Origin of the sequence: Rhizobium sp. BR 314, from assembly GCF_047445805.1 — a bacterium.
In the GTDB taxonomy this organism is placed as follows: domain Bacteria; phylum Pseudomonadota; class Alphaproteobacteria; order Rhizobiales; family Rhizobiaceae; genus Rhizobium; species Rhizobium lusitanum_B.
The window spans coordinates 84,310-96,697 of sequence record NZ_JARWLA010000004.1 but is presented as its reverse complement, the minus strand read 5'-3'; the positions used below and the strand labels follow the sequence as shown (position 1 = coordinate 96,697).

The following is a 12,388-nucleotide window of genomic DNA, read 5'->3' as shown; positions in this document are numbered from 1 at the left end:
CCAAGTTCTTCGTTGTCTCTGGGCATAGCGATCCGTCCCGCAGCCGGACAGGCCGCGCGAGCGCAGATCGCCTATGCTGGCGATCTGCCGGAAGCCCACGCGCTAAGCCCTGCCTTGGCTGCCTATCAAATTCCAAGGTTCAAATGGGTCGGTTGCCACCTCAGCCGGCGGCGACCCTTCTGCATCCGATCCAACAGCGTGCATCAACTCGGGTTCTCCAGCGTGAACAGATCCGCATTCTCGTCATAGGCGAAGTATTCGGCGTAGCGAGCCCAGTTCGTCACGGCCTTGATGGTTGTGTCGGCGTAGTCTTCGGACATGTAGTCTTCCAGCTCGTCGCGGAACCGCCGCGCCGGCGCGCGGTGGGTCGGCCGCTCGTCGAGCACGCGACGAATATGCGCAGCAAGCGGCACGTAGGTCGCCAGATGCTGCTCGAAGAGCTTCTTGCGCTCGTCGACATCGCTGTCGGAGAAGCGCAGGCCGGGTGCGGTCAACTTGATATCGCCTCCTTCCAGATCAGCGAAGCGCAGAAGCTGCAGCGTTTCGGCGACTGGGAAGAGATCGTCGATGCCAAGGTGCAGCTGTGTCGCCAGCGGCGGCAGGTCAGCCTGACCACGATAGGGCTCGGCGGCCAAAGTCTCGATCAGACCGGACATCAGATTGGTCGACACCCGCGGCAGCTCCATGGCGATACCGGTCCCGGGGAACAGACCTTCGCGCGATGGCGCACCGCTCTTCACCGTCATCCGGGCATAGATGTCCTCGACCAGCATCCGGAAAGCCGGGTCGAGGCGGTTGCGTGGCTGCGGCAGATCCACCTTGATTTCGGCGATGACTCGACCGGGATTCGATCCGAAGATCAAAATGCGGTCGCACATTAGGACGGCCTCCTCGATGTTATGCGTCACCATCAGAACCGACTCGATCGGCATGCGGCCTTCGCACCACAGGTCAAGAAGGTCGGTGCGCAGTGTTTCAGCGGTCAGCACGTCGAGCGCGGAAAAGGGCTCGTCCATCAGCAGGACCTTCGGGCGGACGACGAGTGCACGGGCAAGGCCGACACGCTGGCGCATGCCGCCCGACAGCTCCTTCGGATAGGCGCTTTCGAAGCCATCGAGGCCGATCAGGTCAATCGCGGCGAGCGCGCGCTTACGACGCTCTGACGAAGCGACACCCTGAGCCTCGAGACCGAGTTCGACATTCTGCAGCACCGTCAACCATGGAAACAGAGCAAAGCTCTGGAAGACCACGGCAACATCGGAATTGGGGCCAACCACTGGCCGGCCTGCAAAGGTGATCTCACCCTTGCTCGGGCGGATCAGACCGGCAATCGCACGCAGCAGCGTGGACTTGCCGGAACCGGAACGGCCGAGCAATCCGACGATTTCATTGGGATAGAGCTGAAGGTCGACATTATCGAGGACCACGAGCGAACCCGAACTCCCCTTGTCGTAGGTCTGGCAAACCTGCTTGGCCAGCACCAGCGGCGCGGCTTTTACGATTTCAGCCTTCTTGGAGACGACAGCGTTTTCCATGTTCATTTCTCCGATCTTTGATTAGAGCATGATGCCGAAAAGTGTGTGCGGTTTTCGGACGACATCATGCTCTACTTCCTTGATTTTAGAGCGGATTCAGATTTTAGGTCGACCGGACCTAAAATCATCCGGCTTTAGTCGAGACGCAGGCGACGCTCAGCGAAAACGTAGAGCGGCCGCCAGAGCGTTCTGTTGAAGAGCGTGACGAAGATCGACATGACGACGATCCCGAGGATGACCCGCGGAAAATCTCCGGCTGCCGTCGCCTTCGCGATGTAAGAGCCCAACCCTAAAGCTTCGAGCTTCGTGTCGCCCCAGCTTGCCAGCTCGGCGACGATGCTTGCATTCCACGAGCCGCCGGAAGCCGTCAGTGCTCCCGTGACGTAATAGGGGAAGATTCCCGGCAGGATCGCACGGCGCCACCAGGTCCACGAACGCAGCCTGTAGACAGCAGATGCCTCGCGCAGATCGGTGGGGAAAGCGCTCGCCCCGGCGATCACGTTGAAGAGGATGTACCACTGTGTGCCCAGCACCATCAGCGGCGACAACCAGATATTGGGGCTGGCCCCCGTCGCGACGATTGCGATCACCGCCACCGGAAATAGCACATTCGCCGGAAATGCAGCGAGAAACTGCGCGATGGGTTGAACCCGCTCCGCGACAGCGGGACGTAAGCCGATCCAGACACCGAGCGGAACCCAAATCACGCTCGCGACCGCGATCAGCACAGCCACGCGGATCAGAGTGACGAACCCGCCGGCAAAGGCGATCCAGACATCACCCCACGACAGCGTCTGGCTGAGGTAGGAAACGATGTCCCAAATGCTCCAGGCGCCGATAGCGGCGATCAGGGCGAACCACGCATAATCTATGACCCGGCTAACAACGTGCCGCTCGCCCTGCCTGCTTGCGACGAGTTTCGACGCGGGGCGCAGCCGCAGCAGAAACAGCGCGTTCCATACGGTGGTAAATGGCGCAGTCACATACTTCAGAAGACGCGTGCGGCGGATTAGCGAATAGACCCAGGAGCGCGGCTTCTGCTGGCCGGCGGTCTGCTCAAAGCGGAACTTATCGGCCCAGGCGACGATCGGCCGGAAGAGCAGCTGATCGTAGAGCAGGATTACGATACCCATGGCAAACACGGCCCAGCCGACGGCAACGAAGTTCTGCTTGTCGATGGCAACGGCCAACCAGGAGCCAAGCCCCGGAAGCTGTACAGTGGTGTCACCCACCGTAATCGCCTCCGAAGCGACAACGAAAAACCAGCCGCCGGACATCGACATCATCGTGTTCCAGACGAGACCGGGCGCAGCAAAGGGCGCTTCCAGGCGCCAGAAGCGCTGCCAGGCGGATAGGCCGAAGCCGCGGCTCACTTCATCAAGATCGCGCGGCACCGTCCGCAGTGACTGATAAAAGGAGAAGGCCATGTTCCATGCCTGGCTAGTGAAGATGGCGAAGATCGACGCGCACTCGGCCCCCATCTGGCTTCCGGGAAAGAGGCCCATGAAGAACGTGACGGTGAAGGTCAGGAAGCCGAGCACCGGCACGGACTGCAGGATGTCGAGAGCGGGAATGATGATCTTTTCAGCGCGGCGGCTCTTTGCAGCAAGCGTTGCGACCACGAAGGTGAAGATGAGCGAGGCGACGATTGCCGCCATCATGCGCAATGTCGTACGCAGCGCATATTCGGGCAAATAGGCCGGATCCAGCGAAATCGACCCCGTGGAAAGCCCGGATAGCGGCGCACGCATCTCTCCGACCCCATGAAGGGTCAGGTAGGCTGCTGCAGCGATGAAGGCGAAGGCTGCAAGATCATAGCCGTTTGGCAAAATACGTGCACCGGCCAACGCGGCTACGGCGCTACGCTCGCGTCGATCATTGGCGAGGAAAACCATGTATAACCCCTTGAAATCAGGATGTTACCAATGTGCGCCCCGCGGAGCGCCGCATTTGTGAGGCGGCGGGGCGCTTGCTTGGAGAAAAGGGCTAGGCCGCCCGACGACTATGATCCTCATCGGAGCCGGCGGCTCCTTCGGTCGTCCAAAAGCACTCCTGCTTCCCAGTGTGGGAATTGGTGTGCCAGACGGCGATCAGGCGTGGACGCGGAAGGGATGCGACCTGAACGACCGGCGCAAACGCTGCGGCGTTGAAAGTGCGCGCGGCAGAAAACTTGGTGGCGAATCTGCGTTCGCGGAAAAGAATGATGTTGTTCATGGCTCACTCCTTGGTCTGCGTCTCGGCAGATCCTTGGGCAAGCCGGAAAGGACGAACTAAGCCCTACCGTCGCTTGCCCGGCGGTTGCCGGTAGCGTTCCAGGTTATTGCAATGACTGTCCGGATTCGGGCCAAGGCCGCGGCCGGACAGCGGTTAGGGTAACTGTCCATTTGCTTCTTGATTTGTTGTTTCGTTCGCCAGCGCGTCGTGTCGTGCAGGCAAGGCCCTCTTGTCATACCCCCTGAAAAGGGTCAATCAAGCGATGGTGCAGTGCAACTATACCAAGGTATAGGTTCAGGAACTCGGCGGCGAACGCGCCCGGTCGGTTGCGACAAAAATCCTGATTTGGAAAGAGCTTATCAAGCTTCCCGCTCTCTGATCTCCAGCCACTCTGGACGCGGGAATATCTCCCGTCGGACACCTTGCCTTCGCAATGACACAGGGCTTGCGGGCAAAGCCTCGGCCTTCCCGCTCCATACCGTCGTTGATTGGGAAATCCGCTTTCATTGCTGGCGGAAACTGATCGAACTCGTGGCCAAACCCGTCCCTTCAATCCGGATATCAGTCAGCATTCAACGATTGAAAGAGTCCCGTGCGGCCCCGGTGATCCAGCCCTGCGCTTCGCTTTGAGAAGCGAAGCGGCCTCCACTCCAGTATTCCTGCGAATTTTCTGAGCGCCTCTGATGTGTCATGCAACAGTTTCTTTCAAAATGAAGCATGATAAGCCGTAGGTTGAATTTAAGCGTGCATACCGGAAGAAATATAAGATAGCCTCTACCTGCCGTATCGGACTCCATCTGTTCAGAAAACACCGGAATTCCAAGAGAAGTCGGCTATTACACACGAAAATAAATATAGAAGGCGCGATGCAATTTTCACTCAGAACATTCGGACAGCTCGTTCTTCTCGATGGTGAGGGACAGGACGTGGCATTTCCGGAAAAAGCCCTCCTGATACTTGCCTATCTATTGGCAACCGGCAGCCAATACAGCAGCAGAGCTACCATCGCGCGATTTCTGTGGGGCGACGATGACGTTGCCAACTCTCTGACGAATCTGCGCAAATTGATATCCCGCATCAAGAGCAGGCAAGCGAACCTGGGTGTCGAATTCCTAGGATTCGACGACACTGATATTCACCTGATCACACGCTCGCTGGCCACTGACATCGCTTCCATCTCTGCAGCGACAACACGGCCCTTACTCGAGAATCTTGCCATCCTCGCGCAGAACATACGCTCGAAGTTCCTTGCAAAAGCAAATTGCCAGAGCCGGATTTTCGTTGATTGGCGTGAGAGCGAAAGGAAGAGATATCTGGTGCTTTTGAAGGAAATGCTGGATGAGGCCACGCATCTTCCTGCCGCAACCAGGGATGTTGCTCTGGTCAAAGAGGCGGCACTCGTTCTTTTCGAAGCCGATCCGCGGAACGAAGACATCCATCCCGTTTTGCTCAGAGCATTCGAAGCCGAAGGCGGTCTTGAACAGCTTAAATACCTGTTCGAGCAGCGCAAAACTCGCATGCCCGGCCGGGCGACGCCTGCGCCGGCGTCGCCGTACAGGGTCACGCCGGTCGCTGCGAACAGTCCGCCCAACGACGCTGCCGCAGAATATGCCTCACCCACGCACTCCATCTTGCGCATACCGCGCATTGCTCTGCTGCCTCCCGGCAATGACAGCATCAATGCTGCGGCGGCAATGGTGGCGTCCTCTTTGATCGAGGACATCACCCTCGGTTTTTGCACCTTGCATAGCCTGAGAGTCATCGCTCCCTACTCCGCCATGCACATGAGCCGGCAGAGCGAAAATCGGCATGCGCTCCTCCAGTGCTACGACATCGACTATGTTCTCGATACGCGCCTGAGCGGGTCGGGCAACGATCTCTCCCTATTTGCACAGCTCATCAATCTGCCGGAGAGCGAGGTCGTGTGGGCCAACCACTTCACCTTCGGCAATCTGGACCTGGCTCGTAATAAGCGGGATATTTCGCGCCACATCGTTCTCAAGGTTGCCGGGCACGTCGAGCATCATGAGTTGGCGCGCGCTTATTTCGGGAAAAATCCAGCCGCCTATCACCAATACCTTGTCGGCCAGCAATATCTCCATCGCTTGACAGTGCCGAACATGCATCGCGCCCGCGCGCAGATGAACACTGCTTTGCGCGAGAGCAGCGATTTCGCCCCCGCGCTCAGCTCGGTCGCCCGCACCTATTCCAAGGAGTGGTTGCTGACGGCCCGCGGAGATGCCGAACTGCTGAAATCGGCGCGGGCTTACGCGACACAGGCCATCGCGCTTCGCAGCGATCTCGCCGATGGCTATCGCGAGCTCGGCGTCGCCAAGCTGTTCCAGGGGTCGATCGAGGAGAGCATCGAAGCGCTGGAGTTAGCGGAAACACTCAGTCCGCACCATGCCGACCTCATTGCCGACCACGCCGATACGCTGGTTCATTCCTCGCAGCCAGTGTTGGCATTGCAGAAGATTCAGCAGGCTATGGAGCTCAATCCCATTAATCCGGATTCCTACATATGGATCGCGGCCGGGGCGCATTACGCGCTCGGCCAATTCCAAACCTCGCTCGACTGCATCAACCAGATGGTTGACCCCAGTCTCGCGGATCGGCTTTCGGCTGCCAACTTGGCGATGCTTGGCCACGCGGACGAGGCACGCGCCACGGTACGCAGGATCCACGAGACCAACCCCGGTTTCGATATCGACCGATGGCTGTCCGTCATTCCCTTCAAGGAGCAGTGGCACAAGGATCTCTATCGCGAAGGTTTGAAGAAGGCTGGTTTCTGAGACCATTTATGCGAGCGCCAATCCGGCAAACGCCGGCGCCACATGATTGGATCTCGCTGACAACCAAGAAGAGAATGGTGGGCCCGGAGGGACTCGAACCCCCAACCAAGCGGTTATGAGCCGCCGGCTCTAACCATTGAGCTACAGGCCCGGCACGAGAAAAATCCCCGCACTCGCGACTCCGAAGCAATGGTTCCCCGGAAGCCGACTTGGCTCTAACTCAATTTCTCTTTTCCGACAAGGGACTGCCGTAATACCTTCACAATCAATCCGCAAAAGCGAACCCGAGGGATTATCAACCAAGGAACGAACCATGCTACTGACGAAAACCAGAGATTTTGCTCTTGCCGCTCTTGTCAGCACGACATTCTTCATGCCCGCGGCTGCCGCCTTCGCCGAAGATGCCAAGCCGCGCGAAGCCGTCATCACGGTCACCGGCGAGGGGCATGCAACGGTTGCACCGGATATGGCTGTGGTGACGCTCGCAGTCGTTCAGCAGGCAAAGACGGCCCAGGATGCACTCGACCAGAACAATAAGGCCATGGGCGCAGTTCTGGCGACGCTGAAGGAAAACGGTATCGCGGAACGCGATCTGCAGACCTCGGGTTTCTCCGTCCAGCCGCAATATACCTACCCGAATGATAAGGATGGCCACACGCAGCCTCCGGTATTGAACGGCTATCAAGTGACGAACGGCCTCACCGTTCGCGTGCGGGACCTCACCAAGCTCGGTGGATTGCTCGACCAGGCGATCAAGCTCGGCGTCAATCAGGGCGGCGATATCCAGTTCACCAACGACAAGCCGGACGCGGTTCTTGCCGAGGCGCGTAAGAATGCTGTCGCCGACGCTGCCACCAAGGCGAAGACCCTTACGGAGGCCGCCGGCGTCAAGCTCGGTCGCATCGTCTCGATCCATGAGGGTGGCATTGCGGCCCCGCCGCAGCCCTACATGCGCGCTATGGCCGCGTCAGCACCAATGGACAAGGCCGTCCCGGTCGCCACCGGTGAGAACGAATACAACGCATCGGTGAGCATCACCTACTCGATCCAGCAGTAAGCATAGCATCGAGATGCTGGAGCGCATTGCGAGCCTGAGGGCTCGCAATGCGCTCCAAGCAATTCGAGGAAAGCTGCGCTGCCGCTTTCCGTTCAAAATCGAGTAAGAGCCATTGGCTTAGCCGGCTCTTGGATCGCTCGAAAAGCCAGTTGCTAAAAAACAAAACCGCCCTTCGCTCAGACACCGATTGAGGTCGAGCAAAGAGCGGTTCCGCGGCCCCCGCCAATAGGGCGAAAAGGTCAGGCAATGAAGAGCGGATGCCGTGGGCGCCCGCAATCCCAATCAGCGGCCAAGCAGCGGGCAGCCGCGAACATTTGCAAACATCATCGTATCCGGACCACGGCGACCGAAGCCGTCAACGATCACGCGGCGAGGCGTCACATCCACGACACGGGCGCGGCGCAGACCGTAGCTGCGCGCAACATCCAGCGCATCGCGCGGATCGCAGCCGCGACGATCGTAACCACGACGGTCGTAGCGCGGCGGCGGCGGACGGTCATAGTCCGGCGGCGGCGGACGATGGCGGCCAGGGCCGACATAGATGTCTAAATTCTGGGCGGAAGCAAAATCCGCCGTGCCGGACAGCGCAGTGACTGCGATGGCGGCGGCGACCCCCAACTTTGTCAGCAATTGTTTCATTCTGTTCTCCATAGTGCAAAAGGCTTCTCTCATACCAGCAAGATGCATTGAGCGAGTACCCGAGAGGTAAAGGCGAGATACTGAACGGATTCAGAATCAGCCATTCATCTAATATTCACGTACAATGAACGCCAAGATCACACCAGACGGCCGATAATAGCACGCCGTAACAAAATGAAGCCGCCTCGCTTGCCAAGGCGGCTTCATATCTAACGAATAGATGTGGAAAACCGGGCAATCCGGTCGCTACCATTAGCGGCGGATCAGCGGGCAACCGCGAACGTTGGCGAAAACGACACGATCCGGTCCGCGGCGGCCGAAACCTTCAACGACCACGCGGCGCGGCGTGATGTTGTCGATGCGAGCACGGCGCAGCCCCATGTCTCGCGCCTTCTGAACCGCCAGAACCGGCGAGCACGAACGGCCGCGATAGTGATCGTAGCGGGCCTGCTGGATGCCAGGATGAAAATCATTGGCCGATGCCGTTACGGCGGTTGCAGAGATGGCGCCGAACGCGACGAGGGCTGCAATACCTGCCTTGGCGAAAAGATTGGACATGGGTGTTTCTCCTTCAAATCCTAGCTTCGGATTGTTGCAATCCCGTTATTCGGCTCAAGGCCTCTGGGATTGAGATCACGCTACGTCAGCCAAGCTGAACCGAACGCGAATTGGCCATTCAGATTGTATTCATGGGGGTTAACAATTGGTTAGTGGCCAAAATTGCGGCGATTACGCAGAGAGATGCAGAACGATTTCGCGCCGGTGCGGCCGGTCGCGATGCTCGAAGAGATAGAGGCCCTGCCAGGTGCCGAGCGCGAGGCGACCATTCATGACCGGAATACCGATCGACACCTGCGTCAATGCCGCCTTGATATGCGCCGGCATATCGTCCGGCCCTTCTGTCGTGTGAACGATCCAGTGCATCGCGGGGTCGGAGGACGGTGGCACCAAACGGCGAAAGAAGGCATTGAGATCGGTCTTCACATCGGGATCGGCATTTTCCTGAATGAGCAGCGAGCAGGAGGTGTGGCGTACAAAGACTGTCAAAAGCCCCTCGCCGCCCGCTGCCGTGGTCCGAACGAATTGCACAGCCTGTTCCGTAAATTCGTAGAGCCCCTGCCCGCGAGTGGACAGGGTGATGATCGTTTGCGGCATGGCTTTTCCCAATGATAGCGATCCGCATCAGGTCGGGCGCGGCAGTGAATTGTCAAGGCCGTGCCATGGGCCGCCTACATTTCCACAATGCTTTTGAACCCGCCATAGATCATCCGACGACCGTCGAAAGGCATGTTCTGCATCTCCTCCTCGAAGCGTGGATCGGCCATTACCTTTGCCATGATCTCGTCGCGGCTCTGCCGGGATTCGTAAGTGATCCAGGAAAAGACGACCACTTCATCTTCCGTCGCTTGCACCGCACGCGGGAAAGACGTCAATTCCCCATAAGGAACATCGTCGCCGACTGCCTCGACATAGCTAAGAGCACCATATTCTTTCCAGATTCTACCCCCTTTTTGCGCCAATGCCTTGTAAGCTTCCAGCTTATCCTTCGAAACGGCAACAATAAAACCATCGACATAGGACATTTCTACCTCCTCAATTCGAAACATTCGCCTTCCAAGGACGTTCGGACCGGGCGATATCCGACAGACGACATGATCTTTTCCGGCGCAGGGCAACGGATATAACGAAGCAGCGACGCAGCTGCCTGCTGGAGTACACATGCAAATTGAATACAGGGACGATCCAAATCCCGGAAACGAGGCCCTAAACGCACTCTGGGCGATCGCCTGGAATGCCACTTCCCCGCAGCGCGACTTCTCTTCGATCCTATCGCGAAGCCTCGCCCATGTCGGCGCATTTTCCGGCTCCAAGCTCATCGGTTTTGTAAACGTTGCCTGGGATGGCGGCATTCACGCCTTCATTCTCGATACCTGCGTGGATCCCGGATTTCGAAGGCAGGGCATCGCAACCGGCCTCGTCGAAAGAGCAAAGATCCTCGCTCGCGAACGCGGCGCGGAGTGGCTGCATGTCGACTTCGAACCGCACCTAACCCATTTCTATCGCCGCACGGGTTTTGTCCCCACCGACGCGGGCCTCGTGAGACTGCGCGATTCAGACTTGTGCTAGCTTTCGAAAGTCTTAGGCCGATGAACGGACTTGCGAAAGCAGCCAGCTGCGGAATAGCGCAGCCGAAGGATTGAGCAGCGCGTTTGGCAGATAGAGTAGATTGTAGCTCACAGCCGCCGGCTGGACCTCGACAAAGCATCGGACCAGCTTTCCCTCGGCAATATCGTCGGCAACCAGCGAACTGCGAACCAGCGCAAAGCCCTGCCCTTGACGGCACGCCTCAAGCATGTCGGCACAGGTTTCGAACAAGCGGCTGCTCGCCACGGCCTGTGCGATATCGAATGGCGGATCCGCCTCGCTGCTCGCGCCGGTGACCTGTTCATACCAGCGCTGCCAATCCAAAGTCGTATGCCTCATACCGGCATAGCGCAGCAACGGCGCCGCCATGATCGCGTGACGCGGAGGAAGTTGTTTCGACAGCGCCGGCGAGCTGACGACAAACTCTTCATCCATCAGCAACTCCTCCTGAACGAGCCCAGTCTCGGCGCGGCCAAGCCAGATCGCCAGATCAAGACCGCCGGGCTGAAAAACCGGTCGTTGATAGCCGACTGCCATTTTCAGTTCGACTTCCGGATGCCGCTGGCAGAAATCCGGCAATCGCGATGCCAACCATTGGCTCGAAAACTCCGGGGAAACGGAGACTGAGACAGTTTGGACCGAGACACTGGCGCGCGCCTCGTGAAGCGCCACTTCGAGTTTGGATATGGTCTCCGCAATGGCCGGATGCAGGCGTGCGCCCAACGACGTCAGCCTTGCCCCATGCCGGCCGCGATCGAACAGCCGTCCTCCGATCCATCCCTCCAGCTGTGCGAGCTGATGGCTGACCGCAGTCTGCGTCTGACCGATGCGCTCCGCCGCGCGACCAAATCCACCGGTTTCGGCGATGGCGCAAAATGCGCGCAGCACCGATAGAGGTGGAAGTGGCCGCTTTCCCATGAACATCCTGATTGATTGATTGCTGGAAGCTTCATTATACATGGCTGAATTTCAGGAGCCTCTGTCTATTTCGAGAAATCAAAAGGCCCTGAATAGATGATAATAGATCATGGAAATAGCTGGGCACGTCTGTTCTTCAGATACCTGGCTCGATCAATCCGCTGGTGCGGCCATGTGCCAAAGGCATCGACACGAGTGAGTAGACGGCGAGATACACTCCAGGCGGCCAGCCCGCATTTGCTGCGAGATGTCGGCATCAGCGATCGCAAGGCAAATCGGCTGAGGTAACGGGACGCGACGCAGCTGCACGTCGGCCTCGATGTTGTCTTGCTTCAACATTTCCATCAGCCGAGAGATCAAATCGCGGCGCTGAAGGACTGAGAACCCCTCGCCTAGTCTGCAACAGCCAGACAGAAGCAAGCTCAGCCGCAAGCACATCAATCAGACGCGACACGTCGCTGCTTGCCGAACTGTGCAGGGCTTCGGCCACGATCAGCACGGATCGCGTCTCCTTACGCACCGCCGAAAGGCCGCTTTGCCGGTTGGTCCAGCGCCGAGCGTGCGCTTGCCCAGCCGTATCGGCGAAGATGACCTCGCGCGGTTCCGGGTGCTCCGCCTCGCCAGAAAAGGTCAGATAGGACTCGCTGCCGTGCGCGTGACGCACCTCAAGATCGCCTGAGACATTTTCAAGGTCGAAAACGGCCACCGGAATGGCGAATGCAATGGAGATGGCGTTGCAGAGATCGACGAGCGGATGCAGCTGCGGCAGCGATCCCTCCTGACGAAAACGGCGCAGCAAAGCCTCCGAAGCACAGCGATATTGCGTCGGCTTCATCCCCATTTTGGAAAAGGCGCGCCGCCAGGCTTGGATTTCCGGCATTTCGCCCTCGGTGCCTTGCGCCAGACGCTCTGCAGCGACGGTATGGTAGCCCGCAATCCGGTCCGCAACGATCGCATCGGCCGTAACCCCTTCAGCGAAGAGTACGCCGGGAACCAACTCCGGAAACTCGCTCCACATCTCGTTCGAATGACGGAAATACATGATCTCTCCTTCTGCAGTCTCGACTGGCGCCGCAGAAAACCCCGTC

Annotated in this window: 12 protein-coding genes and 1 tRNA gene; 3 read left to right on the top strand and 10 right to left on the bottom strand. The window is 58.6% G+C overall.

The annotated features are described in order from the left end of the window. Positions 1-203 precede the first annotated feature (203 nt). From QD461_RS07535 to QD461_RS07525, 3 genes are all read right to left on the bottom strand, one after another. The gene (locus QD461_RS07535) at positions 204-1,535 is read right to left on the bottom strand and encodes an AAA-associated domain-containing protein (RefSeq protein ID WP_414087165.1); all 1,332 of its coding nucleotides are present in this window, start codon (positions 1,533-1,535) and stop codon (positions 204-206) included. Positions 1,536-1,669: 134 nt separating this feature from the next. After that, a complete protein-coding gene (locus QD461_RS07530; RefSeq protein ID WP_414087164.1) occupies positions 1,670-3,430 on the bottom strand; it encodes an ABC transporter permease in 1,761 nt (586 codons plus the stop codon). Positions 3,431-3,521: 91 nt separating this feature from the next. Then, positions 3,522-3,749 carry a hypothetical protein gene (locus tag QD461_RS07525; RefSeq protein ID WP_414087163.1) on the bottom strand — a complete coding sequence of 76 codons (228 nt, stop codon included), beginning with the start codon at positions 3,747-3,749 and terminating at the stop codon, positions 3,522-3,524. 866 nt (positions 3,750-4,615) lie between these two features. On the opposite strand from QD461_RS07525, the gene QD461_RS07520 reads away from it, so the two are divergent. Beyond that, positions 4,616-6,541, top strand: a complete 1,926-nt coding sequence (locus tag QD461_RS07520) for a hypothetical protein (protein ID WP_414087162.1) — start codon at positions 4,616-4,618, stop codon at positions 6,539-6,541. A 75-nt stretch (positions 6,542-6,616) separates the two neighbouring features. Here QD461_RS07520 and QD461_RS07515 read toward each other — a convergent pair. Then, positions 6,617-6,692: transfer RNA gene (locus QD461_RS07515), tRNA-Ile, on the bottom strand. A gap of 162 nt (positions 6,693-6,854) precedes the next feature. Between QD461_RS07515 and QD461_RS07510 the strand changes: the two genes are divergently transcribed. Continuing rightward, positions 6,855-7,598, top strand: coding sequence for an SIMPL domain-containing protein (locus tag QD461_RS07510; protein ID WP_414087161.1), 744 nt, complete (start codon positions 6,855-6,857; stop codon positions 7,596-7,598). A gap of 282 nt (positions 7,599-7,880) precedes the next feature. Here the strand turns inward: QD461_RS07510 and QD461_RS07505 are convergent, their stop codons facing one another. From QD461_RS07505 to QD461_RS07490, 4 genes are all read right to left on the bottom strand, one after another. Continuing rightward, the gene (locus QD461_RS07505; RefSeq protein ID WP_414087160.1) at positions 7,881-8,237 is read right to left on the bottom strand and encodes a hypothetical protein; all 357 of its coding nucleotides are present in this window, start codon (positions 8,235-8,237) and stop codon (positions 7,881-7,883) included. A 252-nt stretch (positions 8,238-8,489) separates the two neighbouring features. Beyond that, on the bottom strand, positions 8,490-8,795 hold the full coding sequence (locus tag QD461_RS07500; protein WP_414087159.1) for a hypothetical protein: 306 nt from the start codon (positions 8,793-8,795) through the stop codon (positions 8,490-8,492). Between the two features lie 171 nt (positions 8,796-8,966). After that, entirely contained in the window at positions 8,967-9,392 is a 426-nt protein-coding gene (locus QD461_RS07495; protein WP_414087158.1) for a secondary thiamine-phosphate synthase enzyme YjbQ, read from the bottom strand. A gap of 74 nt (positions 9,393-9,466) precedes the next feature. Next, entirely contained in the window at positions 9,467-9,820 is a 354-nt protein-coding gene (locus QD461_RS07490; RefSeq protein ID WP_414087157.1) for a DUF1428 domain-containing protein, read from the bottom strand. Between the two features lie 136 nt (positions 9,821-9,956). Between QD461_RS07490 and QD461_RS07485 the strand changes: the two genes are divergently transcribed. Next, entirely contained in the window at positions 9,957-10,364 is a 408-nt protein-coding gene (locus QD461_RS07485; protein ID WP_414087156.1) for a GNAT family N-acetyltransferase, read from the top strand. Positions 10,365-10,376: 12 nt separating this feature from the next. Here QD461_RS07485 and QD461_RS07480 read toward each other — a convergent pair whose 3' ends face one another. Both QD461_RS07480 and QD461_RS07475 read right to left on the bottom strand, forming a co-directional pair. Beyond that, a complete protein-coding gene (locus tag QD461_RS07480; protein ID WP_414087155.1) occupies positions 10,377-11,300 on the bottom strand; it encodes a LysR substrate-binding domain-containing protein in 924 nt (307 codons plus the stop codon). A 256-nt stretch (positions 11,301-11,556) separates the two neighbouring features. Further along, entirely contained in the window at positions 11,557-12,342 is a 786-nt protein-coding gene (locus tag QD461_RS07475) for a B3/4 domain-containing protein (RefSeq protein ID WP_414087154.1), read from the bottom strand. Positions 12,343-12,388: the final 46 nt, after the last annotated feature.

Coding starts and splice junctions, on each gene's coding strand:
- QD461_RS07505 (WP_414087160.1), bottom strand. CDS start 8,237: ATGAAACAATTGCTGACAAAGTTGGGGGTCGCCGCCGCCATCGCAGTC.
- QD461_RS07510 (WP_414087161.1), top strand. CDS start 6,855: ATGCTACTGACGAAAACCAGAGATTTTGCTCTTGCCGCTCTTGTCAGC.
- QD461_RS07520 (WP_414087162.1), top strand. CDS start 4,616: ATGCAATTTTCACTCAGAACATTCGGACAGCTCGTTCTTCTCGATGGT.
- QD461_RS07480 (WP_414087155.1), bottom strand. CDS start 11,300: ATGGGAAAGCGGCCACTTCCACCTCTATCGGTGCTGCGCGCATTTTGC.
- QD461_RS07500 (WP_414087159.1), bottom strand. CDS start 8,795: ATGTCCAATCTTTTCGCCAAGGCAGGTATTGCAGCCCTCGTCGCGTTC.
- QD461_RS07490 (WP_414087157.1), bottom strand. CDS start 9,820: ATGTCCTATGTCGATGGTTTTATTGTTGCCGTTTCGAAGGATAAGCTG.
- QD461_RS07525 (WP_414087163.1), bottom strand. CDS start 3,749: ATGAACAACATCATTCTTTTCCGCGAACGCAGATTCGCCACCAAGTTT.
- QD461_RS07475 (WP_414087154.1), bottom strand. CDS start 12,342: ATGTATTTCCGTCATTCGAACGAGATGTGGAGCGAGTTTCCGGAGTTG.
- QD461_RS07485 (WP_414087156.1), top strand. CDS start 9,957: ATGCAAATTGAATACAGGGACGATCCAAATCCCGGAAACGAGGCCCTA.
- QD461_RS07530 (WP_414087164.1), bottom strand. CDS start 3,430: ATGGTTTTCCTCGCCAATGATCGACGCGAGCGTAGCGCCGTAGCCGCG.
- QD461_RS07535 (WP_414087165.1), bottom strand. CDS start 1,535: ATGGAAAACGCTGTCGTCTCCAAGAAGGCTGAAATCGTAAAAGCCGCG.
- QD461_RS07495 (WP_414087158.1), bottom strand. CDS start 9,392: ATGCCGCAAACGATCATCACCCTGTCCACTCGCGGGCAGGGGCTCTAC.